Origin of the sequence: Lancefieldella parvula (genome assembly GCF_963547875.1) — a bacterium.
Taxonomy (GTDB): Bacteria; Actinomycetota; Coriobacteriia; order Coriobacteriales; family Atopobiaceae; genus Lancefieldella; species Lancefieldella parvula_D.
Genome location: NZ_CAUUSI010000010.1, coordinates 1 through 25,243, shown reverse-complemented (window position 1 = coordinate 25,243; position 25,243 = coordinate 1). Strand labels below are relative to the sequence as shown.

General features: G+C 47.5%; 12 protein-coding genes. 6 read left to right on the top strand and 6 right to left on the bottom strand.

Features of this window, described 5'->3' with window-relative positions; translation table 11 throughout:
• The 3 genes from RWJ96_RS04865 (at position 1) to RWJ96_RS04855 (ending at position 3,494) form a co-directional block, all read left to right on the top strand.
• Positions 1-396, top strand: coding sequence for a hypothetical protein (locus tag RWJ96_RS04865; protein ID WP_314019241.1), 396 nt, complete (start codon positions 1-3; stop codon positions 394-396).
• A gap of 388 nt (positions 397-784) precedes the next feature.
• The gene (locus RWJ96_RS04860) at positions 785-1,285 is read left to right on the top strand and encodes an isoprenylcysteine carboxylmethyltransferase family protein (protein WP_314019239.1); all 501 of its coding nucleotides are present in this window, start codon (positions 785-787) and stop codon (positions 1,283-1,285) included.
• Between the two features lie 256 nt (positions 1,286-1,541).
• Positions 1,542-3,494, top strand: coding sequence for a glycoside hydrolase family 2 protein (locus RWJ96_RS04855; RefSeq protein WP_396427212.1), 1,953 nt, complete (start codon positions 1,542-1,544; stop codon positions 3,492-3,494).
• Positions 3,495-3,984: 490 nt separating this feature from the next.
• Here RWJ96_RS04855 and RWJ96_RS04850 read toward each other — a convergent pair whose 3' ends face one another.
• Genes RWJ96_RS04850 through RWJ96_RS04840 form a run of 3 tightly spaced genes read right to left on the bottom strand, consistent with a single transcriptional unit; the run spans position 3,985 to position 6,811 of the window.
• Complete coding sequence (locus RWJ96_RS04850; protein WP_314019236.1) at positions 3,985-5,202, bottom strand: NAD(P)H-dependent oxidoreductase; 1,218 nt, start codon at positions 5,200-5,202, stop codon at positions 3,985-3,987.
• Positions 5,203-5,222: 20 nt separating this feature from the next.
• Complete coding sequence (locus RWJ96_RS04845) at positions 5,223-5,831, bottom strand: NAD(P)H-dependent oxidoreductase (RefSeq protein WP_314019235.1); 609 nt, start codon at positions 5,829-5,831, stop codon at positions 5,223-5,225.
• A 17-nt stretch (positions 5,832-5,848) separates the two neighbouring features.
• On the bottom strand, positions 5,849-6,811 hold the full coding sequence (locus RWJ96_RS04840; RefSeq protein WP_314019234.1) for an FAD:protein FMN transferase: 963 nt from the start codon (positions 6,809-6,811) through the stop codon (positions 5,849-5,851).
• 615 nt (positions 6,812-7,426) lie between these two features.
• Here RWJ96_RS04840 and RWJ96_RS04835 point away from each other — a divergent pair.
• Positions 7,427-11,962: a Cna B-type domain-containing protein gene (locus RWJ96_RS04835; RefSeq protein ID WP_314019233.1), complete on the top strand. Its 4,536-nt coding sequence runs from the start codon at positions 7,427-7,429 to the stop codon at positions 11,960-11,962.
• Between the two features lie 582 nt (positions 11,963-12,544).
• Positions 12,545-13,321 carry a hypothetical protein gene (locus RWJ96_RS04830; protein ID WP_314019232.1) on the top strand — a complete coding sequence of 259 codons (777 nt, stop codon included), beginning with the start codon at positions 12,545-12,547 and terminating at the stop codon, positions 13,319-13,321.
• Positions 13,322-13,396: 75 nt separating this feature from the next.
• On the opposite strand, the gene RWJ96_RS04825 is transcribed toward RWJ96_RS04830, so the two are convergent.
• The 3 genes from RWJ96_RS04825 to RWJ96_RS04815 form a co-directional block, all read right to left on the bottom strand.
• Positions 13,397-15,178 (bottom strand): hypothetical protein, encoded by a 1,782-nt coding sequence (locus tag RWJ96_RS04825; RefSeq protein ID WP_314019231.1) that lies wholly within the window; start codon positions 15,176-15,178, stop codon positions 13,397-13,399.
• Positions 15,179-15,488: 310 nt separating this feature from the next.
• Positions 15,489-19,940 (bottom strand): Spy0128 family protein, encoded by a 4,452-nt coding sequence (locus RWJ96_RS04820; RefSeq protein ID WP_314019229.1) that lies wholly within the window; start codon positions 19,938-19,940, stop codon positions 15,489-15,491.
• Between the two features lie 44 nt (positions 19,941-19,984).
• On the bottom strand, positions 19,985-24,013 hold the full coding sequence (locus RWJ96_RS04815; RefSeq protein WP_314019228.1) for an InlB B-repeat-containing protein: 4,029 nt from the start codon (positions 24,011-24,013) through the stop codon (positions 19,985-19,987).
• A 535-nt stretch (positions 24,014-24,548) separates the two neighbouring features.
• Between RWJ96_RS04815 and RWJ96_RS04810 the strand changes: the two genes are divergently transcribed.
• The gene (locus RWJ96_RS04810; RefSeq protein ID WP_314019227.1) at positions 24,549-25,193 is read left to right on the top strand and encodes an HD domain-containing protein; all 645 of its coding nucleotides are present in this window, start codon (positions 24,549-24,551) and stop codon (positions 25,191-25,193) included.
• The last annotated feature ends 50 nt before the right edge of the window (positions 25,194-25,243 follow it).

The window sequence follows — 25,243 nt, the reverse complement described above, 5'->3', positions numbered from 1 at the left end:
ATGAGTAAAAATCTTGGCTTTTATCAAGTTGCTGTAGTTGCAATAAAAAAAGTTGGAGGACCAAAAAATTTTATTAGATTGTGTGCAGCAGTAGGAGTTTCTCTAATTGGAGTAGGTGTAGCTGCGGGTCCAAAATTGATCGAATTTTTTCATAGACTTGTTAAAGTTTTTAAAGGAAAAACAGACGAGCAGATTCTGGATCAAGCTGAAGAATGTCAGGTAGTTCAAGAAGGAGCAGCTGAAGAGGGCGTATATTTTCATGTTGGAGAGCAAATAAAAGTAATTTATAAAGAAAAAGATATGGCTCTTATTTACAGAATGAATGATAAGAACTCACCATATCTTGTTTCCACTAGCTTTTTAACTTCGATTACCAATCTTTCATCTGACAACTAATAGATAAGGAAAATAGAAGAAAGCCGGAAGTACAAGTTTAGTGACTTGTATTTCCGGTTTTGTTTTGTAAAAAACATAAGCTTCTTTAAGTGATGTTGAATTAAGACTATGTATAGCGGTGAATTTTATTAAGCTCCTTAAGCCATCATGGACTTATCGGGACTGTATAAAGCTAGAAAAAACAATAATAGAATATTTCCTGTGGCAGAGGATTGTATTACTGAGCCGCATGCCTTCGATGTTTATATCATTACTTCATCTTCACCCTTTACTATGAGGTTTGGTAATTTATTCAGATCATAACTTCACGTAAAAACACAGTTAGGTGTAAACTTTATAGCATAGTTCACTTAGGCTAACAAAGTGCTAACCGAACGGAGCTTAACAAATGCCTGCTCAGAACGAGAAGAATGATCACCTTCCGGTGCTTGGCGTCGGCCCTGCTTATGTGATTGCCATCACGGCGCTGACAGTTGCGTGTATCACCCTGTCCAAACTGGGTTTTCTTCCGTACCTTCGCATTCGAGCCACGGTCGGCGTGATGCATACCGTGGGCACGGCTTTTCTGATTGTTGGCATCTGGTTGTGGGTTTCTGCTGCCATCAAAGAAAAACTTCGCGAGAAAATCATCGCAAATCAGCTGGTAACCACCGGTGTTTATGCAATGGTCAGAAACCCAATCTACTCCGCATTTGCGTTTGTTATGTCGGGTGCAGCTTTACTTTCAAGCAACCTTTATCTACTGCCGCTGCCGCTTGTGTTTTGGGCGCTTTTAACTGTGATGATGCAAGTCACGGAGGAGAAGTGGCTTCTCGAGCAGTTTGGCGATGAGTACAGAGAGTACTGCAAGCGAGTTAATCGATGCATTCCGTGGTTTCCCAAGCGCTAACGTTTACCGTGGACATTTACGTGGATATTAACGTGAATATTAACGTGGATATTCACGTGGACATTTGCTTTTAGCTGAGCTCCAGCCCCATAGATGAGCTGGGGCTTATTTAATTTTCTCGCTATATAAATACTTTTACGAAGCGGCTATGATATACATACGTCCGCTAGGCATGCTTGCGCCGTGCCTGCTTTATTCACGTCATGCTAGTTTGTTAGTGCTTCTACCTGCTGCTTCATGAGAAACGAGAGATTCGATGCTGGATATTCGTCGTGTTTTGGCAAGTGCACCCAAAAAGCATACGGAGGAAACGCTGAATTCTCTGACGACTGTTTGGGGAGAGGCGCTTGATGTGTCGAACGTGTTGCCTGAGCATCCGCGTCCTCGTTTGCGGCGTGACAAGTATGCGATGTTGAACGGCGTGTGGGAGTATGCGATTGTGCCGGTAGAGGGTAAGGTGGACGCAGAGACCCTCTCGCAACAGGAGATTCCTTCCCGTTGGGATGGACAGATTGTGGTGCCGTTCTCGCCAGAAGCGCCGCTTTCTGGGGTTGGTCGAACGGTGTTGCCGAGCGAGCTTTTGTGGTACAGACGCAAAATTGACTTGCCAAAACTGGTCGATGACCAGCGACTCATTCTACACTTTGATGCGGTCGACTGGATGTGCGCATGTTTTGTAAACGGTAAGCTTGTCGGTATGCATACTGGCGGTTACCTGCCGTTTTCTTTTGACATTACGGATCTGCTCGGCTCGGCCGAGGTGGGGGAGAGTGCGACGGAGAGTGCAGCTGAGGTGGCGACTGCGGCAGACGCGGTACCGGGCACAAGCACTGCTGAGCTCGTGCTTTGCGTTTGGGATCCAAGCGATACCGGCTCTCAACTGCGCGGTAAGCAGCGGCTTTCTCGTGGCGACATCTGGTATACCGCTCAGAGTGGAATTTGGCAGAGCGTTTGGTACGAGGTTGTTTCTGCAGCTCATCTTGAGTCGCTGACGTTGAAGGGCGACATGTTCGGCGTGCTTGAAGTTAAGACGAACGTGCAGGTAAGCGGACCAAAAAGTGCGCAGTCAAGCGCGCGAGCGAGCGCGCTGGAGCTGGAGTTGGCGCTCAAGGATGAGCTTGGGCAAGACGTTCTTCTCGCCAGGCTTCCAGTGAGCGAAGCAGGGGAAATTTGCGTGAATCTGCAGGTAGACGAACCGCAGCTGTGGTCGCCGGAGAGACCGTACCTCTATTTCGTGGAGGCAACACTTTGGCAGGATGGTGCGGCGGTCGATTTTGTTCGGAGTTATTGCGCGTTTCGTATTGTTGAGGTGAAGCCTGACGAGGCGGGTGTGCCAAGGGTGCATTTGAATGGAGCGCCGTATTTTGTTCGTGGCGTGCTGGATCAGGGCTATTGGCCTGACGGATTGCTGACGGCGCCATCCGACGATGCGCTGGTATATGACATAGAGGCTATGAAGTCGGCTGGTTTTAATACGCTGCGAAAGCATATCAAGATTGAAAGCGAGCGTTGGTATTACCACTGCGATCGTATTGGCATGCTGGTTTGGCAGGATTGTGTTTCGGGAGGTAACGCATATAGTCCCTGGCACACGAGTCAGAAGCCGACGCTGTTCAGCTTTACCTGGGGACGATTTGACGACACAACACCAAGTCATCACGAGGCTTTATCCGCAGGTGACGAAGGCTATCGCAAGGAGTGGACAGAAACTTGTCAGGAAATGGTCAAGCTCTTGGAAGGGCATCCTTCGATTGGATTTTGGACGCTCTTTAACGAGGGTTGGGGACAGTTTGATGCTTGCGCAGCTACTGAGGTTGTTCGCGCCTTGGATGCAACACGTCCAATCGATGCGACGAGCGGTTGGTATGACCAGGACTGTGGTGATTTTCTGAGCATTCACAATTACTTCCGACCACTTCGCGCAGGTTGGAGCGGGAAGCAACGGGAGAATCGAGCTGTGATAATCTCTGAGTTTGGCGGGCTCGCACAGATGACACAAGGTCATACGTCGCTTGACCACTCGTATGGGTACGGTGATTTTTCCACGGTCAAGGATTGGCGAGCTGCTGTTAAAAAGTTGCTTGCAGAGGTGGAATCGCTGCAGGATGAGGGCCTTGCGGGATACGTTTACACGCAGGTATCTGATGTTGAGGAAGAGGTAAACGGCCTGCTTACTTACGATCGAAAGATCAACAAGTTCAACGGGTAGTGACTGTCGGATGACGCTGGTATCGCTCGGCGATACCCGACAAGTTAAGCGATGAGCAGTGGTTTGAAAGATGCCCATTTAATTGAGATATGTCCAGTAATGCCAATTGCTGATTTTCGCCAAAGTGGTAAAAAATGCGTTTAGTTGGGGTTTCATTTTTCTGCATAGCGAGTTTTCGCAGATAAAAAATTGCAATGGTGGTAAAAAATCGTCTTAGTTGGGCATAAAAATGACTTTTTAAAGTTTTGATCCCCAACTAAACGGATTTTTTACCTTTTTTGACCCTTAAATTTTCGCCCAAAAATTGAGTGATACACAAAATTGAATATCTGTGCATAGATATTCGTAGAAATGAATACATATTTAGCCTAAATAGAAATTTAGCAACTTAATACAAAAAACTCGCCTTCCAGAGATCTATTTCTGGAAGGCGAGGGAAGTGTATCACTTCAGTTGTGCATCATTACGCTTGGTCGCGCGTAGCTGCACGTTAAGCGCTTGCACCCGAGGTAGCATCTACGCCTGCACTTGGTGCGGGAGCACCAGCAGCAGGGGCGGGAGCGCCAGCTGGTGGAACAACTGCGCCGCTAGCGCTTACGAGGCGCTGACCTGTGGTTTGTAGGTACCAATCCAACCATGGCTTGAAGTTGAAGACAATCTCGTTGATGCCTGCATACGAGCCATCAGGGTAGTACATTGCCTGGTAGTTATGGGTGTTGATAATGTCGGCTGGTGTACTTGGGACAATGGTGCGTACATACTCTTTGTCGCCGTTACGAAGCACTCCGATGACAAACTCAACGTTTTTCATGCGACCCTCTGGAAGAGAGCTGTGAACTGTGGAAAGACGGTCACCCGACTGCTCAGGAACGCGTTTTGCCAACATAGTGTCTGGGTTGTCGTGAGCGTTGTTGTAGTAAAGGAACTGGTTGTTGTCGTCTGCGTAGGTCAGCTCAAATGGCATTGCCTTCAGGAACATGTCAATCTGGTTAACCGTCAAAATGCCGTGATCAAGTTTAACGTATGTGTCGCCCGAGACCGCGCCCACAAGCTCGGCGGCCTTCTCGACCCAATCAGGATCGTCGGGATCAATGCCCTGGATAGTGGTGGAAATTGAGTTAGTTACGTCCAGATCCTCTGGCGCGATTGGCTTTGGCTTCTTCAACTTGGAGACCACCTCTACGTATTTGACAAAGTTATCCAGGCAAAGGCCCAGGAAGCTGACGGTGCGCTCGTCGATAATGTTGCCGTCCTCGTCAAAGGCCTGCTTGGCCTTTCCAAGAAGGAACTCGTTACCAGGCAAAACGTATGCGTTAACGCCCGGAGCGTCCAAAATCTTGCGCAGATGCACTTGCGCGCGAGAAGTTCCCTGGTCGTAGTAAGAAGCGCCGACAATCATGACAGGCTTGTTCTCAAACGGATGCACATCGTAGGAGAGCCACTCAATGACACTCTTCAGCGCAGGTGAGATGGTATGGTTGTGCTCGGGCGTAGAAATAATGACGCCGTCAGCGCGGGTAATCTTGTTGTACAGCAGGCGGAGCTGGAAGTTCTCGTCCCACTTGAGGTCCTGGTTGAACAGAGGAATGTTATCAATCTCAAGGATTTCAAGCTCAAACTGCTTGGCAAAGTGCCTTTTTATGAAGTGCAAAAGCTTTCGGTTATAGGAAATCTCCGCATTTGAACCGACGATTCCGACAAATTTCATAGTAGTAGTTCCTTCCAGGCCTACAGGTTTTCCCAGTCAAAGTTCTCGGCCTCTTTGCGGAGAAGTTCGCGCGATGCGGCCATTTTCTCGTTGAGTTTCACAAACAGACGGAAATCGTCAAAGAGCAGGTCAAGCTTCTTGACGGTAGCTTTGTCCTTCAAGTTGCCCTTCTCGTCAAATGCCTGCGGGGCGCGGCCAAGAAGGAACTCGGAACCTGGCATGATTGCGGCTTTGAGCTCGGGAGCGTCCAGAATTTGACGGAGCTGAAGCTGTGCGCGAGAAGATCCGAGTGTGCCCAGGGATGCGCCGACAATCATGACTGGCTTGTTGACCATAGGGAAGATGCCGTAGGACAGCCAAGCAAGCGCGTTTTGCAGGACCGCTGGAATGGAGTGGTCGTACTCTGGAGTTGCGATGATGACGCCGTCGGCGGCCTCAATTTTCTTTGCAAGCTCTGAGACAACCTCGGGGACCTTCATCTTTTGAGGCTTGTTGAACAGGGGAATGTTGTCAATCTCCACCAGCTCAATAGAGGCCTTGTCGGCAAAGTGCTTCTGCATAAACTGCAGGAGTCTTCGGTTATTTGACTCTTTTGAATTGGTGCCAATAAGGCCAACAAAGTTAAGCATCAAACTTCCTTTCTGAATTACGCAAGGAACTCAGGCGAGATTCCCGACGAATAATATACGCGATTATCAGTGGTTACTATGAGCGCCTCGATGCCTTTTTCTTGTTCAACACGGGCAAGGAGTTGTTTGGGTTTCTCGCCATAAAGGCGCGTGGTCCAAATTTCTCCATCAAGTGAGTTGTCCGAGATAATCGTGATGCTCGTAAGTTGCGTGTCAACTGGATAGCCTGTCTTGCGGTCAAGAATGTGGTGATAGGTGTGCTCGTTTACCTGCAGTTTCCTTTCGTAGGTACCGGAGGTCACCACGGACTGGTTGCAAATAGGCAGCACAGCAAGGTTGGTGCCTCGCGGTTGTCGCGGATTCTGGATGCCAATCTGCCACGGCCTGTTCGAGAGCACATTGGAGCCAATTGTCTTAATGTTACCGCCAAGGTTGATAAGGGCGGACATAACGTGCTGACTTTTCAGATAATCTGCAATTTTGTCAGCGATATAGCCTTTGGCCAAGCACCCCAGGTCCAGCTTCATGCTCTCTTTGGCGAGAAACACGGTGCAGCTCAGAGGATCCAATTCAATGAGTTGTGGATCAGTAAGCGACAGCGCGTGCGTGACCTCGGCGTTATTTGGAATGCGAGCGTCAGAAAAGCCGATTCGCCAGGTTTGTACCAAGGGGCCAAGTGCAATGTTTAAATGACTTGCAGGTATAAGGCTTTGTTCTTTGCCAATTTGAATGAGCTCAAACAGCTCAGGGTCAACGGGGACAGGATGCTTGCCTGCTGCATGATTGATCTGCATAAGCTCGGAATTGGCGTCGTTTGCGCTAAACCGCTGGTTATAGATGTTAAGGAGTTCAAAGACGTTATCAAGTAGCTGTTCTGCAGCGCGCTCTTCCTGCGCATCATTGGAAGGTGGCAATAAAGAAATGGTGATAGTCGCGCCCATCAGGTGAGTTGATCTGGAAATGTAGGCTCGTTCTGGCACGACTCTCCTATAGTGTCTAACAGCAGTTTGTTTAATTTTACTTGCAGATTGCTTAGCAGTAACTCTATTTTACGTTTGTTTGTTACGCTCATTTGTTGTATCCACAACATTTTGGCGAGAAACCCGATGAACTTGGAAGTGAAAACAACTTAAAGGCAACTTAAAGTCAATCCAAAAGCAACGTTCGTCGCCACGACGACTCCGTGGTACAAAACTATGGAGTTAATTTGATTATTTATTCATAGGGATGTCTGTTTATTGTTGATATGTGCTCATTCCAGTATCATTTTTTGCAGAAAGTACTGACCGAAGAATTATTTTTGGCTGACGCGTATACGCCAGCCAATTTTTTTGAAGGAGTAAGAAGAAAATGGAAAAAAGAATGGCTTGGCGTGCACGTTTTTTCTCGCCAGGAGTAATGAAGTTAAATCTACGCACTTTGTAGCATTAATTGTGCGCAATTTAGTCAGTTTTCAAAGTCTTTGTCCAAGATTGAAATAAAAAAATTTATTTGAACACGATATTTCTTTAAATATTTTGTCAAAAACCATTAGTATGTTTAGTGGAGCTTTGTATATCTCCAGGGGTATGTTCGATAGGAAAGATGGGGTTGATATGAGCAACTTTAAGAAGACGTTTGCAACTATGTTTGCAGCAATAATGATGCTCACCGGTATCATTATTTTAGGTACAAGCACTGTTGCAAAGGCAGTGACATATCCGTTAACACAAAACATTGATTTTGGCGCTGATGGAGAGCTTACTGTTAACCTTAAACCCACTTCTCCCACAACCGTTAAGGGCAATGCAAATATCTCCACAGGTATCGAGATTGACGCAACTGGCCTCCATAAGCCAATCGACGGTCTTTACCTGGAGATTGAGGTAAACACCAAGCAGTCTGATACAAATATCAACAATACAAATAACATTACTCCTGATACCTACCTTGATAACTTTGCTACTCCAGCAGCAGCTACTCAGCCTATTATCAAGCGCGAGGAGACCATCGTTACCCCTGATGGCAGGACCATTAAGCGCCTGTACCTCAACACTATCGATACCACCGTTAAGCTGGAGCTTCCTTACGTTATGAGCTTCAGAGACATGGTTACCCCAGCAGATTTCCAGCTCAAGCCAGTTGTTCGTGTGTACAATGCTGACGGCACCGAGCTTGCTAACATGCCTGATCAGACATACTCCATTACCTACGACAAGCCTTGGCTTATGAAGCAGGTTGCAGGTGAAGAGACCAACGACCAGCTCCTGTATGGTGGCATTAACGCCCCAGGTGATTCGTCCGCTCTTTCCAACGATAAAACCGCAGACGTCATCTTTAGCTTTAGGCTTTACCAGTACTATCGCGCTTATCGCTCCATCATCATCACCGACACCCTTCCTACGTACGTAAATGCAGCAGGTCAAACCGTTACCGCTCACTTTGACCCAGCTAAGAACCCTAACTGGACACTCGGCCCAGATGGACGTACCGTAACCCTCAAGTTTGATATTCCTGCAGGAACTACCATTCTCAACGACTACATCAGAGATAACCTTCCTGCGTATTCCCAGCTCAAGCTTTCCTTCCCAGGAGCTCGTTATCTCAATGGAACTAACCGTGTAATCTTTAACAACACAGCTACTCTTCAGGGCATTCCTTATAACCCAAGTGCCGCTGAAGAGACAGTTGGCCAAGTCCCAGGCAACGAGCACAACTTTGACGACGATACCAAGCAGTTCCGCCTTGCTGGTAATGATTTCAGCGGCAACGGCATGCTCAGCAAGCGCGGTCCCGTTACCATCCAGTACGACAAGAACGGTCTTGCTGTTAAGAAGCTTGATTACACTATCAAGTTGGTCAACAAGCTGGACACCCCACTCACCGACATCGAGTTCATCGAGGATGTTGCCAACACCGACAACCGCCTCTTCATGACTGCGCTGACCGGCAATCTTGTTGCAGTTGGCCAGCGAGTTGGACTCTCCATGGACCAGATTGAGGTCCGTGGCTACAAGGCAGACGGCAGCTACGACATCATTCCTACCAGGAAGAACGGTGCAAACTGGCTTTACCGTGCTGACATGAACTCGGCAAGCCAGCAGCAGCTGCAGTCCTATCTGGACCAGATCAACCAGGGTACGCTTGATCCATCCAATGCTTCCGCTGTGTCTCCTCAGTACAGGAAGATTGGTATTTACTTTAAGAACGTAACTCTGCAGCCAACCAGCAACATTGATTTCAACATCCAGATGATGTTCATGAATCCATTTGGCGAGGTTTACAGTGACAGACCTATTACCAACATCATCAAGGTCAATGCCAACAAAGTTAATACCGACGGTACCAAGACCCCAATGAACTTCTCCGCAAATTGGGATACTCGCTTTACTCCATTTAGCGAGAAGGTCTGGCTGTCCAAGTCCTCTTGGTACCAGCGCGTTGGTATGCCAAACGAGCGCTTCAGTGCTCGCTTTGGCTTTGCACTGTCAGAGCTTTCACCTGCTCGTTATTTGAAGAATCCAACCTTCGTTGATCTTCTCCCTGCAGGCGTTTCTTATGACGCGAACACCTCGGTTTCACCAATTGCTGACTCGCTGCAGCCTGAGAAGGTTGAGTACATCAGGAACTACAACGAGACCGGTCGCAATGCAATCAAGATTACCCTTCCATCTGGATACGTGTATCAGTATGGAACCATGGGTTATGAGATTAGGAACCTGGTAATCAACGACGACATCATTCCTTCTAAGGCCGAGAATGACGTTCTGAACAACAATAATGACGTCTACTTCTACGCCACAAACTGGACTCACGGCACACCAGATGACTTCTCTGGTATGTATAACGCCAGTAACTTTGTTCGGGATAATCTTGACATCAATATGAATGGTGTCACTGACGAGACTATTCTGAAGGCAACTGCAAAGGTTCTTGGCAACAACGTTGAGAGTATCCAGTCTGATAAACACATCCGTAGTCTTGAGCCAAATATTGCTGGCGGCGGTACATTCTACGGTAGGGCATTTACCTCGGCTACTATCATGACTGACTTTGCTGGCGTCACTGATACCAGCGGACTCTTCCAGTATCGTCTGAGCATTCGTAACTACTACAACACGCCAATGAATAAGATTCTTATGTACGACGTGTTGCCATATGTGGGCGACGGCAGAAACTCTGCTTTCAGCAATACACTTCAGGGTCCTATTGAGCTGAGGATTGGTTCAACTGATGTCAGCTCCCAGTACGAGATTTACTATCGCACCGATGAGCACCCAGCTCAGAACGATATCAACGAGATTAACAGCCCAGAATGGACTAAGACTCCAGCTGACTACACCAAGGTAACGGCAATCAAGATTGTTGGTAAGGATGGCACTATTCTGCCTCCATACACCGTTCTGTCTGCTGTTCTTACCATGAAGGCACCACTGTATGATCCAAACCTCTCCGAGGCTCTTGCATACAACGACATGAGCGTTATCTACAACAACGAAGCTGCTATGCGTCGTACCGAGAAGGTCGCAAACCAGCTTGTTGATATCATGGATGTCAAGGTAGAGAAGAAGTGGCTTGACGCTGACGGCAACGCAATTGCTCAGCCAGATGCTACCTCCATTACCGTAAAGCTTCTTGCCGACGGCGTTGATACTGGTAAGACACTTGACCTTACCGCGGCTAATAACTGGACTGCTTCGTTCACACACCTTCGTAAGTACACCGTTGAAACTCACAACGATGGTACCAGCACAAAGACTCCTATTGTCTACACTCTTGAAGAGGTAGGCACAGACGCTAATGGCATGGTCACTTACAACGGTAAGAAGTACAAGGTAACCGCTACTTCTGGTCAGGCAGATGAGAATTCACCAAACGATTCCGTTGCACTGAGTGTTACCAACCAGCTGCAGCAGGAGAAGGTCTCCGTCTCTGGTAAGAAGCTCTGGGACGACTCCAACAACAACGACGGTAAGCGCCCTGCTTCCATTGTTGTCAGGCTTCTTGCGGATGGTGTTGAGGTTCAGCACAAGACCGTTACCGCTGCAAACAACTGGGAGTACACCTTCTCTGACCTGCCTAAGTTCAGTGGCAACACAGAGATTACCTACACCGTTTCTGAGGACGCTGTACCTGACTACACCACAAGCATTAACGGCTTTGAAATTACAAACCAGCATGCTCCTGAGGCTTTGAGTATTCCAGTTAAGAAGGTCTGGGTTGACGACAATAATGCTCAGGGTCTACGCCCTGCTAGTGTTCACGTCAGGCTCTATGCAGACGGCACCCAGGTGGACGAGTTTGATCTGAACGCAGGTAACAACTGGTCTCACATCTTCAACGGCCTGCCACGTTACACTGCTGGTCACGAGATTGAGTACACCGTCAAGGAAGATCCAATTGCTCACTACACATCTTCCTATTCCGGCTCTTCAGCTACTGAGCTTACAGTTACCAACACCATTGAAGGTAAGGTTTCTGTTCCAGTAACAAAGAAGTGGATTGGTGCACCTGCTGATAGCGTAACTATTCACTTGCTTGCTGACGGTGTTGAGGTTCAGAGCGCAACTCTGACTGCTGCAGACAACTGGCAGCATACGTTCAGCAACCTTAACCAGTACAACAATGGTGCGCTGATCAACTACACCATTACTGAGGATGCAGTTGACGGCTACACCACCCAGATTACTGGCGACGCTACTAACTATGTAGTAACCAACACCAACATGAAGACTCGCGATATTCCGGTCACCAAGGTTTGGGAGAACCAGGAAGGCAATTCTGCTGAGATTGTTCTGTATCGTGATGGTGTCGAGGTTGATAGGGTAACCATCACCAAAGCTGACGACTGGAAGCACACCTTCAGCAACCTTGAGTTCTACGACAAGACTGATGGTCACGAGTACGCATACACCATCTCCGAGACTCCTATTTCTGGCTACACAACCCAGATCACAGGTAATCAGGACGACGGTTTCACAGTGACCAACACTGCTCCTGTTGTTCCTCCAACCACGCCACCTACTACTCCAGAGCCTAAGAAGCCAGGTCTTCCTTACACTGGTGACGCTTCAGGTATTGCTTCAATTGTTGGAGCTGCAGCTCTGTCCCTGAGTGGTCTTGGTATTGCTCTGAGAAGGAAGAACAGCTAGTAGCTGGGCGGCTTTCCGAACACGCTGATAGCTAACTAAAAACAGGCTCCTGGTAAAACCAGGAGCCTGTTTTGCGTAGCGCTCTCAAAACCGTTAAAGCCACCAAGAAGCCAAGGCCACCGTATGTGCGGCGCAGAACTGTGCGTTCGCATTGCTATCCTGGCGTTTTATAAAGTTCTCACTTCCGCTTTAGCGCCAAGTGGTAAAAAATGCGTTTAGTTGGGGGTTACATTTTTCTGCATACGCGTTTGCCCAGGAAAAACTTTTAACTATGGTAAAAATTGCGTTTAGTTGGGCTTCAAATAACGAAATTTCAATTTTCATCCCCAACTAAACGGCTTTTTTACCTTTTTGGGCACTAAAATCAGTACCCTAAAATTGCGGTATTCACGATTATGAATAAACAGAGTCTATTATGCAGAAATCAAATTACCCTAACGATTTTGACGGATCTGCCAACGTCAAGTTATCTTCATCCGCCGAAAACTTAGTGTGCAGCAAAGAATTATCCAGCAACACGATATAATTTTAAGGTAGTTCCTAGTTATTTCCTGTACTGCAAAACGTGGAGGTAAAAGGTATATGAGAAGTATTTTTGAGGATCGACAGGTATCAATTAAGTGCGACGATAAATATTCTTATACCGTTACAAAAGACGGCTTGGCTTATGTTCCGGGTAATGGCAAGCCAGAGGTCAAGGTCCTGTTTTCCGAGGTTGGTTCAACCTTTTTGCTGAACTATTGCAGCTCAAACGGCCCTTACGAGATTACCTTTAAGGACAACGAAGGCCACAACCTCGTTAGCATTGACACAGATCTAAAGCTCCGCGAATTTAGACATAATATCCTGGATACCAAGACAATCATCCTCGCTTTTGCAGCTAATAAGCTTACTACCGAGTTCCCCAATAACCTTGATACGTTAAACACCAAGCTCGGGTTTAGCCTCAAAGAAAAAAAGATTACTATCGCAAATGGCGTGATTTCTGGCGCAAAGCATCAGGTCAAGCTTTCTGACATTCGCCGAGTTCAGTGCGTTGCTGGCGGCGCACTCAACAATCTCTTTGTCTTCACTAAAGAAAAGGGCGGCTTCTTTGATAGGGCAGACATTGTAGTTCCCGTAAACGAGCTCACAGTGCCTATTCTTGAAGCAGCAATGAGAAGAAATACTGGTCATGGCATTGATTTCACCAGGGGCAATGGCTTCGACCAACCAAACAGCAACTTCATTATTATTCGTTATTTGGACTCCAGTTTCTTCGAGACCGCCCCTGGCGTCTTCAAAGAGGACTGGCAGAAGGATGCCTACGAGTTTGTTAAGTCCTTCGGTTATGACCTACAAACCATGCTAGGGGAGTAACCTCTGGCGAGAAAAACGTCTTATCCAAGAAAAACAGCCGTCTTCTTAGTTGAAGGCGGCTGTTTTGCTTATAGGCTATAGAAGACCCTGAACCCTCTGGTCATATACCTTTGCCAGCTCAGATGTCATAAACTCCTGCTTAAGCTTGGATATGAATTTCATATCTGTGAAGAGTCTATAAATCAAAACTGCAGCTCCACCAATATCAAGGTTTCTAGGATTCTTTGTGATAGCAGCCTGAATAACGCTGCTTGATGTGGCAATAGAATTAGAGATAAGAAGAATCTTTTTAGTTCTGACTTGGTACATTTCAGAGCAAAATTCAGTTCCATCATCTTTATTAAAGAGAGAGCATCCATGAAGAGCGGCAACAAGCCAATTGATTGCAATCGCAGCCGCTGCCTGACCACCAACTTTAACAATGTCTCCCATATTGACATAGCTAGTCAGTTTTTCGGTGGTTGCCTTGTTAAGAATCAGGTTTTCGATAGGTAGCTGGATTCCTACTGGCGTATACAAATCTGTACCAATATGGATGATTTGTTTAATTAATGCGGCAGCAGCTGCATCAGGTTCAGAAGGAATTCTCTTTGCCGCAGCACCCAAAAGCAACAATGTAGACGTAGGAGTGGTGATATGAGGATTCTTTCCAAATGGATCGTACTCTACGTTAAAGGAGGTGGGCAGATAGCCAAATTTTCCAATAAGAGGATTTGGATTAGGTGCAGTAAGAGTATTTGTCATGATATTGGCTGTTCCAAAAATCAGTCCAAGAATTGGATCATGACCAAATGTTCCAAAGCGATGATTGGCGCCCTTAAATATTCCAAAATTGCCGTCAGCAAAACGGGTGGCGTCATAAGGAACTCCACGAGCAGATAATATATGGCTTTTGGAGGCATAAAGAGGTCTACTTGCTTCTTCAGTAGCATTAAATTGTTCGAAAATCTTACTCTGAGCATCATGAAGTCTAGCTTCTTTAAAATTGTTCGATCCCGCAGGTTCTACCTCGGTGAGTTTATTAATGAGAAGAACTCTAATAACTTGAAGTGCAGTTGCGCCAATGAGGAACGCTGCATCAGAATCCTGGAGTTTAGTAAGCTGTTTAAACTCATAATCAATGCGGTCGAGATTTTCACCATATTCCTTTACAGCGGAGCTGATAATCTCTTTAACTCGCTGGTCATTGACAATGTCATTTGCAACTCTTTCTGTAATGTATGCATTAAAGAGCTCATTTGCTGCTAGCTCTTCCTCGGTTATTTCCTCATCAATTTCGATAGCAATCTGTACCTTTTTCGAAATTGATTCGAGTTGAGAAACCTCAACAGCCTCAAGAAACTCCTTAACATCATCAAAAGTTATGGAATCATCAGCGATTATAGAAAGCAACTTCTCTTTAACGGCCTCTGGAAGTGCTAAGCCTAGCTGTAGGTTATCAAGTTGTTCTTCGACCCAAAGTTGTTCCTGTGATGAAAACTCTCCATCGGCTCGGAGGAAATAGCACATTGTAGCAACGTAGGCATAGAGGAAGTTAAAACGTTTTGTTCCGGCAAGATAAGCGCCTTGTTTAATTCCGTCGCCAAATCCATTCATCCGAGCTTGTTTGCGACGTGCTGTAGGCGTGTTTTCCTTAATAACATTAACTCCGTCAGTAACAGCTTTTGAGACATTTGATGCAGTTTCTACTGCGTTGTCAGCTACTCCTTTAGCAGTTGCAGTTATAGCGTCTCCTGCAGCAGATATAATGCTTTGTGTATTAGCAGGGATTTTTACCTCATCAATTTTCTTAAGAAGTTGATCTTTGCCACCAACTAATTTGTTACGAGCAGCATCTAAGTCAATAGTAGGCTTCATAAGAAGTCCTTTCTGTAAGAGAAATCTATGTGATTAGTATTTCCAGTTAGAAAAGAACATCTGTACAACAGAACGGACAGAAGGATGGAACTACGTAGATTTCTTCAATAGTTATTAGAAATTATGATTTCGATGCAGACGAGAGATAAAAGCATTTCTGTAAAAGGTCGTATATTTTTCGTTAATGGATAAATCCTCAAAGATGAATTTGCAGAAGAATTTGCACAAAAAATAACCCCGGGGAAATCCGGGGTTATTTCGTAGAACATTAATGCTTTGTGGGCGAGAAGATCGCTCTAGCAGTTGGGTCTTACTTCTGCTTGCGGGCCCTTAGCGCAAAGCCGAGAGCGGTGATGCCAGAAGCAACCATTCCAACAGAAGCAATCACAAGCTCAGCGACATCGCCGGTGTCTGGCAAAACGCGCTTCTTCTTGGTCTTAGAAGGCTTGTGTGGATCAGGGCTAGGTGTTGGCTCAGGCTCTGGGGTTGGTTCAGGCTCAGGTGTTGGCTGAGGTTCAGGCTCTGGATAGTCGTTGGTGAAGACCAGAGGAGGTGTGCTGTTGCACTCACACTGGTCAACCTCAGTGACAGTTCCATCTTCGGCAGTCTTAGTAATGTGATAGGTGAAATCAAGCTCGCCATCATCATTCTTGAAGACAGTGTAGGTGAGGGTATAGACAGACTTGTCATAAGTCACCCTCTGATTAGTACCGGTGACCTCTTTGATGGTGTAGACATAGGTGCCAGGCTGAGTAAAGACTAGCTCACCGAAGTTATTATCGCCAGAAACTGCAACAGAAGTCTCAACAGTATCTGTTGTTGCGTTGTTTGGCATTGGGTAGGAAGGATCGTCACGGGTGAGAGTGAACTTGAAGATATCCTGGGTTGTTGCGGTGCGTGGATTGCCACCGTTGTCATCAGGGAGAACTGATGGATAGTCGGTTGGAGCATCTGGTGCGTTACCAGTAACAACCTTCTGGACAACTGGATAGTCCCTGGCTGGCAGTGGATCAGGATAGACATTAGTAAAGACAGCGCCTGTTGCATCGTTATGCTCGCCAAGGTCAACGCTAGTAACGTTTCCGTCCTCGTCAGTCTTGGTCATAGTACGTGTTGCCTCAAGCTGGCCAGTACCGTCGTCAGTAACGTTATAGGTAACGGTGTAGACGCTCTGATCGTACTGAATGTTCTGGGTGCCGGTAACCTCTTTGATGGTGTACACGTAGGTGCCAGGCTGAGTGAACGTAATGTTGCGGAATACAGCGTCGCCACCGAGAAGCCTGCGTGTACGAGCAGTATTGCCGGTAGATCCCTCAGGCATAGGGCTGGATGGATCAAGGCGTGTCATCTCAAAGATAAAGACGTTAGGAGCGTCGCCCTCGTCTTCAGAGCCGTTCGCCAGGAAGTTGTTGATCAGGCTCTCGGCAAAGCTGCCGCTTGCAGTGTCGTCAGCGCTTGTCGCGCTTGCAGTGCTTGTGGCGCCTGCTGCGCTAACGTTACTTGAGCTCAGGTAAGAATTAACCAGAGACGCAGGTGAAGGCCCTCCAGGTATAGGAACAACTGGGTAATCGCCTTCGACAATCTTGGTAACGGATGGCGTCACAATGGTAGGCCTGACATTGTAGACATTTACCAGCGACTGAGTGGTGGTGTACTGCTCGACGCGAGAAATACTGCTTCTAGTTGAAACGTAGGAATTAGGAACGTTCTCGGTGATGGTGTACGAAACAGTATCAGCAGCAGTATTGTCTACGTACTTACGAAGACCCTTGTAGACAATGGTGTAGGTGTTATTGCCGTTATCGGTAACTGTTGGTGTGATGGTACTGGTGTCGAGGTTCTTATCGTTAGAGAGAACCAGATTGTTAGCACCAAAGTCAGTTGTGGATGGGCGCTTACCAGCTGCATTGTTGTTATCGTCCCAGACTTTATTGATCTTGAGGTCAATGCCTGCATAGCTCAGAGCGTGAGTGGAGAGGGTACGAGTGGAGTGGTTACCAGCAATGTCGTAGTCAAGAACGCTGCTGAATACGCTGCGATTACCGTCGTAGGAAGCGTCAACGTTGTCGGCAACCTTATACGTAACGTCAACAAAGCCGCCGCTATTTGCAGCAAGTGCGTGCGTTGAAGTAAACAGCACCATGTCGGCCTCAGTAGGATCAGTGACTACAGTATAGTCGCTAGGCTGTGGAGCATGGTTTGCAGTGTAGGTAACACCAGGGTTCAGCTTGATGTACTGGTAAGAGAAGTTGGAAGAAGAACTTACGCCTTCAAGTGCCAGAGGCAGTTGAGTTGCACCTTCTGGATTGATGCCAGCACCGCGGTCTGCAGACTTAGACAGCAATGGAACAAAGAGCTGCGTGGTATTTGCAGTGTTACCGGTGTTATTGCGGACAGCAATGTGAACAGTTGCGGTGTCATCGCGCTGCATAACAGGGGTAGTTGCGCCTGGATCAGCGGAGTCGTACGTGTAATCAGTTACGGTTCCAGAGACGCCATCCTTTACAGAAAGGGTAGATGCAGCGGCAATAGCAGATGCCTGTGCAATGTTGATACCAGGGCGCTCGGAGAGAGAAACCATGGTCTCGCCAGAGTTGACGCTGTTGCCAAACAGGCTGGTGTACTGGGAAGTGTTCCAGTTGCTGCGGTCCCAGTGCTCAGACTTAATTTGAGCACCAATCTCCTTGAAGTCTTTGGTGGTAATGCCAACAAAGTCATTGATGTGATAGATGCCCTTGCCTGCAAGATCAGTGGTGTGGACATCCATGCTCAGAGTCATGTTCTTGCTGGTAAAGTCTGGCTGATACTGGCCGCGAGTCTCATCGCCAACATCAATGGTGTACTTCCAAACCTTAACAGCTACGCCGTCCTTATCGTACGTTCCTACAAACTCAGGAGCACTGAGCGTGCCGTTAGAAACGGTGAGGTTGCTGTAGGTAAAGCCCTCAGGCATGATGACGTAGAGCACTGGCTCCTGAAGAGGGTTCCAGTCCCAGTTTGCGTCGTCGATGCGACCAGAAATCTTGAAGGTCTCACCGCCGTTAATCTGGGTCTTATCGATGCTACCAACGCCGTTAAGAACCTTAGGCGCGCCGGACTTAGCGGTCAGCGTAACGCCTGCGTCAGGAGTGGTGCCGGTGTTGTAGAGCTTGACGTTAGTGACAACGTCGGCGTTAGTGCCCTTCTTCCAAGAGCCGTAAACGCCGTTGGAGATGTAGCTCCAGCCATAGTACTCGTCAGTGACATGCTTGTTGTTTGGATTCCATGTATCGAGAAGATCGCTCATTGGTCTAATGCCATCGTATCCGCCAAGAATTGGACCAAGGTCAACCTTGATGGAAGTAATGGAGGTATTGATATCAAGACCAAGGGCAGTGTTGGTGATAAGTGCGGAGACACCAGAGGTACGCAGAATGCTTGGGTCAGCAGTTCCGCTCGTGCCGTCTGATGCGGTCCAGTGGATTGGACCATAGGTCATACCAGCCTTGTACGGGATGGTGACGCCGCGGATGATAGCGGTCTGGTTCTGATCGATGGTCATCTCGAGCGTCTTTGGAGCGGTGTCTGAGGAGAGCTCGTTCTTGATGAGATAGGTGCCAAGACGAACGTTGTAGGTATCGTTTTTCTTGTATGCCCAGTTAGGAGCTGTATCGACAAGAGCGTGTGTGGTAAGACGCTCTGGGTTAAGACCGTCAATTACGGTAACCGTAAGCGTAGAAGAAGCGTTTGCGGAGGAACGGTTGACGTTTGGAGTGTCATTCCAAACGGACATAGTGAGGTTCTTAATGGTGACGTTAAAGGTTGAGTTGTTAGGTCTGGTGCTTGATGCAGGAACCTTAATCTGTGGCTTAAAGGTTGGGGTACCTGCGTAAGAGCCTGGCTCGTTCCACTCAACTGTTGCGGTCTTGTTAGTGCCATCATCGGTAGTAGAGACGATGGTACCTGGGGTGTTGTAGAGGCTGGTCTCGTTGACACCAACAAGCTCCATATCACTTGGATAGACAACCTGAACCGTAGTCTTGCTGTTTGCCTCGGTGAGTACCTTAGAGCCTGTGGTAGAAACCTGCAGGGTAGAGGTAGTGCCACCCTTAGAGAGAACCTCGGTGGACTGGTCAGCCCAGAAGCCGTAGGTCATAGCGTCAGCTGCAGTAACAGATGAGGTATGTGGATCAATGTTTTGTGTTGCAGCGGTGCTCAAGCTAACACGAATTGCATTTGCGATAACCTGGCTAGCGCTTTGGTTCTCAACAGCGTCATCAAGCTTGAACTGAATTTCTCCCCTGGAAGAAACCTGGGTAAGGCCGTTATTGGTCATGTAGACCAAATCACCACTGCGGTTCTTCTCGGAACTTGCGCCAGGATAGCCGTAAGGAAGGGTTCCCGTTCCCGTAGGTGTGGTAACCAGGTCAGAGAAGCTGGTGTTTGAGATGCCACCAACGGTAAACGTTGCACCTGGAAGACCTGTGACATAGAGTCCGTCTCCAAACCTCACGTTGAGGTAGGTTGGCGAGAACTGCAGCGAGGCAGGGATTGTGTAGCCAACATTCAAGGCGTAGGTGACTCCCGCCTTTAGAGCAGGGGTTTGACCTGCAAGAAGGTCAGCAACTTGGGCGTGAGTCGACGCATCTTCAATGCTCAGAGCATTGATTTGAAGACCTGTGGTGTCTTCTGCGTAAGCTACGCTAAGGTTGGGCAGCAATGCTGCGACGAATGCAACGGCAGCTAAAAGCAACCCCGCTACAATCCTTGCCTTACTTTTCATAGCACATCCTAACTAGAGCGATACAGAACCAATCACTTTCTTTCTTACTTATTCTTACGACGCTTAGTAATGCCAAGTGAAGTCATTACAGCGGTCATACCAGCGAGAAGTGCAGCAAGAGGTGCTGCAGCAGAAGCATCTCCGGTGTATGGAGTCTTCTGCTTCTTTTTCTTAGATGGCTTAGTTGGAGTAGAAGGAGTCTCTGGAGTCTCATCCTCTGCAACAGTAATGGTTAGCTGGATTGTGTCGTTATCAGTTGCAACGGCGTCCTTACCATCTGGCCACTGGACACCATTCCAGGTGAACGAGAAGACCTTGCGGTTGCCAGCTGCGGAATCAGCAATAGCACTGAAGGAGCCGGTAACGGTGCCGACAGCGGTGAGCTGGGTGCCTGCAGCAACATTGGAGTCAATGGTGACGCTAGGAATGGTGAGCTTCATCCAGCCATCGTTGGCACTTGCCTCATCAACAATGCGCTCGAGGTCAGAGTACGTTCTAATGGAGGAAGGATCGCTGAGCTCAAAGGTGACGGTAACCGTACGACCGTTGACCTGAACATCGCTGACCTTAAAGCCGCTACCAAAGTTGGAAGCCTGGATGGTGTTGGCATCAAGGTTGCTTGGAAGCGTCATTCCCTCAGGAACGGTCAGAGTTGCTGTGAACTTGAATTTCAGGTTGCTCAGCGTAATGGTGTCGTGGTTGGTATTAGGGTAGGCGCGCTCAATGTTGTTCATCTGCTCTTGGATAGAGGAAGCAAGAATTGAGCCAGTGAGGTTAAAGGTAGAGCCTGCCTTCATAGTGATGACCTGGTCATGCTCGGTATTCTCGTCAGCAAGCATATCTGCAGGAAGGTTCATCTCAATTGGGTTGTTCACAATCAGAGTCTGCTGAATGCCAGTACCACGAGGGTCTCTGCTTGCAGCAATCTGAACGCCGTTCCAAGAAAGTTCGAACTTCTTGGTGACGTTGGTGACGGTGTTCTTTGCAAAAGATTCAAAGGTGCCAGTAAGAGTACCTGTAGCGGTGAGCTCCTGACCATTGGTTACCTGAGTTGGGTCAAGCGTGAGACCATCAACAGTTACGGTAAGAGGTCTTGCAATTTCTGCGGTAGCCGCATCGTCTTTGCCAACTGTCTCGACAGCGTCTTTGAGCTGCTTGTAGTTGGTGTAAGTGCCCTTGAGCTTCAGGGTAACGGTAACTTCCTGACCGTTCACAGAAACGTTTGTAACCTCGAAGAGATCACCAAGGCCAGAGGTAGTTACTGTTGGATTAGCTGGGACAACAACGCCAGCAGGAAGCGTGAGCTTTGCAGTAAAGGTAGAAGTTGTGCCAGAAAGCGTAATCTTGGTTAGGTCGTTGAGGCCGCCAGCAATGCCATTCTCAAAAGCGCTCATCTGATTAATGACGGAAGTAGCGTCAATAGCGCCAGTAAGGCTAAAGCTCTGGTTGTTGGAAACTTCCTTGATCTGAGTGGTGTTGCTCTGAGAGTCACTCCACATATCAGCAGGAAGATCGCTAGTAAGCTCTACTCTCTGGATGGAAGGATCTTCCTTCCACTTGAGATAGTAGGTGACATCGTTAGTAAGCGTTGCGCCACCGTTAATGGTTGCAGGGGAGTTGCCTGCAGCGTCGGTGAACCAGTAGTGGTAGTTGTGACCAAACACAATGCCAAAGAAGGTCATTGGCTCATCCGCGTTGTCCAGAATGTGGTTCTCAAAAGTTGCAATGTCTGTGTAGGCAGTATTGGTGTTAGAGCTGGTAGGACTTGCAATTCCAGCAGTTGTAGCGCTGAGAGTGTTGCCGCTAAGGTTTTGAAGCAGTGCATTGATATTGGTCTGCTCAGCAACAGTTGGGTGAGTCTTGATAGTTGCAACTTCACCGCCGTTTGCATCGGTGGTGATGTCAAAGACGTTTGGATTCTGCTTAAAGACGCTGTTCGCAGAGAAGGTTCCACCATTTGCCGAGAAGGACACGGTAAGGTGCTGCTCCTCCCAGTCTGCGTACAAATCAACAGTATCAGTACCTGCAGGAACAGCCAGGTTGGAATTAGCTGCAACCTCGTCACCAGCGCCGTTTGCCTGGGTGGTCCAGCGCTTGAAGGTTTTACCAGCAATATTGAAGTTATTGTCGAGGTTGTTGACATCAGCGTCAGAGCGAACCGTTACGGTACGGCTAGCGTTGGTGGCAACGCGGTCAATGACAGAGACGCCGTTACCATTGTGGTACCTAACGTAAAGCCATGAGGTGTTGGCCTTCCAATGTGGATAGACCGTCATGTCAGAGGTGACCTGGGTATCAGCGGTGAACTGGTGCTCGGTACCAGCAGTGTCGGTGTAGTACCAGCCGTCAAACTCCTGACCACTTGCATAAGGATCTGCAGGTAGGGTAGTGGAGCCTTCTGCTACAGAAGAAGCAGTTGCAAGAGAGTTGCCGCGCATAGCAAGAGCAGTCTTGTTAGCAGTAGTGCCGTCAGCAAATGTTGGGTTGACGCCGGTAACGCCTGGGGTATTGAGGTCAAAGGTAACGGTTGCGGCAGGTGTCCAAACGTGCTTCTGACCATCGCTTGAAGCATTAGCAACTGGGTAGGTATAGGTTGCTCCGTTAGCATTAATGAGGTTCAGAGAGTTAGTTGATGGGTCGGCAAGGGTAAAGAGCGAGAGAACCTCGTTGCCGTTAGCTGCGCCGTTTGTAGGGATAGTGCTACCAAAGCCACTGTTGTAGCTTGGTGCGTATTTGAGCAGGTAAGAGCCGCCAACAACGTTGTAGTTCTGACGAGTCTGGCCAGCACCGTTATCGGAGTTCTTGGTAGCAGGGGTTTCTACCAGGCTGTTTCCGGTGAATTGGATGGAGCCGTTAGTCTGGGCTCCAAAGAGGGCGCCAGAGTTACGACCATCTCCCTTAATCGTGGAGTTGTTAATGATGACGTCACCAGTGTTGACGTTAAGGCCGCCAGTTCCACCGTTAGTGAAGTTAAGGGTTGAGTTAGTAACGTTTACTGTTCCACCAGCTACACCAACAGAAATGCCAGAAGTTGAGCCAGCATTTGCGTTGATGGTGGAGTTAACAATATTGGAAGTTCCCTGGATGGTCATGCCCGTAGCGCCGTACCATGAAGGATTAATGGTCAGCGTAGAGTTATTCATGTTGAGCTGGTTGACGTAGAAAGTCTGACCAAAGCCTTCAACGGTAAGGTCTGTGTTCTTAAGGTTGAGGTTGCGAGCATCATTCCAGGTACGAGCCTGTGAAGTTACTTTGATGGTAGCGTTTTCAAAGGTAACGCCAGACTCAAAGAAGTTTGTATTGCTCTTATCGTCTGCGGTGATGGTAACGCTGTTCTTGTTGGTGCTACCGCTAACGGTTCCGCCAAGAGAAATACCACGAGTACCGCTTGCACCTGCATTGTTTCTAAAGACATAGGTACCATCGGTGATGGTTGAGCCATCTTCTGCAGTGAGGGCGGTTTTGAAGCCTGACATGGTAAGAGTGCCTGTGCCAGTTAGCGTTGAGCCAGGTGAAAGAACCAGACCGTCAATGCTGTTTCCAGTGCCAGTAAGCGTTGCGCCCTCAGATTCAATCTTGAGTGTAAGACCAGAAGGAATGGTAACCGTAGAGGTCAAATCAAGGTTGCCTTTGAGATGAATGGTGTAGATTGAAGAAGTTTCTCCCCACAGCTCCAGTGCTTTCTGGAGAGATTTAACAGGATCGGAGCTGGAGCCCTCGTTAGTATCGCTACCGTTGGTTCCGTCTACCCAGAGCTCAGTTGAGATGTAAGAAAGGCTTCTTGTAACACGGCGAGAAGATCTTTCTGCAGGAGCAGCAGTCTGCTCAGAGGTCTGCTGGTTGGAAGTAGCTTCTGCGTTAGTGGTGGTTTCAGCAGAGGTCTCTGCTGTTGCTTCAGAGGTTGAGGCAGTTGCATCACTTGTTTGAGTTGCTGCAACTTCTTGCGTCTGAGTTACCTCTTGAGTGCTAGCAATTTCTGCTAACGCTGAAGAAGGGACCAAAGAGAGCGCGAGTACCAAAGACATAGCTGTCTTTGCCCCTTTGCTTGCAAAGTTCTTGTTTTTTCTTTCCATACCTACCCCTAACAAATAGTGAATACCCCAACAAAAATTGCAATTAAATCTTGCGCTGAAAGTGATGCATCACGATAAGCACGATAGAGATAAATGACACATATTCAGAGCATTTTTCGTATAGATAATTATCTATTATTTTGATAAAAATTGTTAGCTCAACCAGCGATTTTTATAGTTTGAACACATTTCAAAAAACCTCTTGGACTAATGTTATATAAATAATTTAATCAAAATATTTGGTACGTTGAAAAATGGCATTTAAATTGCTCTATTTTTGACGATTTTCTCGACATTTGTCATAAACGTGCAACGGATAAAAATTGTAATAGAAATGTATTAAATTTTGAGACAAATGTGAGTTATTCGGAAACTGAATAGTGGAAGCTGGATGGTTAACAATTTCATGAAATTTGAGCTTCAAAATTCTCAAGCAAGAGAGGCTGTGTACACTAAGAAAAAGACAGTTAAGAGGATGCACAATCTGCGCAAATAATGCGTGAGAGATACGTTTGAATGTGTTGAGCGGGGAGTTATGGAATCAAAAATTATCGATGACGCTTTGGACTTTGTAAAAGAGGTCTTCTCCACAGATTTTAGTGGCCACGACTACTTCCACACGTTGCGTGTGTACAAAATGGCAGTAAGAATTGCGCAAGAAGAGGGGGCAAATCAAGAGATTGTTGCCCTTGCTGCACTTTTGCACGATGTTGATGACATCAAGCTTTCTCCAGAGACGCATGAGCATAAGGATAGGTCCGTTGCGTTTCTGCGTCAGCATACTGTCGACGAGGCCACTATCCAGTCAATTTGTACCGCAATTGATGAGGTTTCTTTCTCGGGAACGGACTCAGTTATTCCTTCGACGCTTGAAGGAATGTGTGTTCAAGACGCAGATCGCCTGGACGCACTTGGAGCAGTTGGTATTGCGCGCACCTTTGCCTATGGCGGAAGTCATGGTCGCGGTATGTACGATCCGGATGAACCACCAACTCTCAACATGAGCAGCGAGGAGTATCACTCACACACATCAACATCGCTCAACCACTTCTACGAGAAACTCTTTTTACTGACGGGCATGATGAATACACGCAGTGGCAAAGAGCTAGGAAAAGCTCGCGAGAAGTACATGCGTGAGTATGTTAATCAGTTCTTAGATGAGTGGAACGGTAAACGTTAAGATATAGTTTTTAGCTATATGAATTAGTTAAGTATTTGTATTTCACAAGT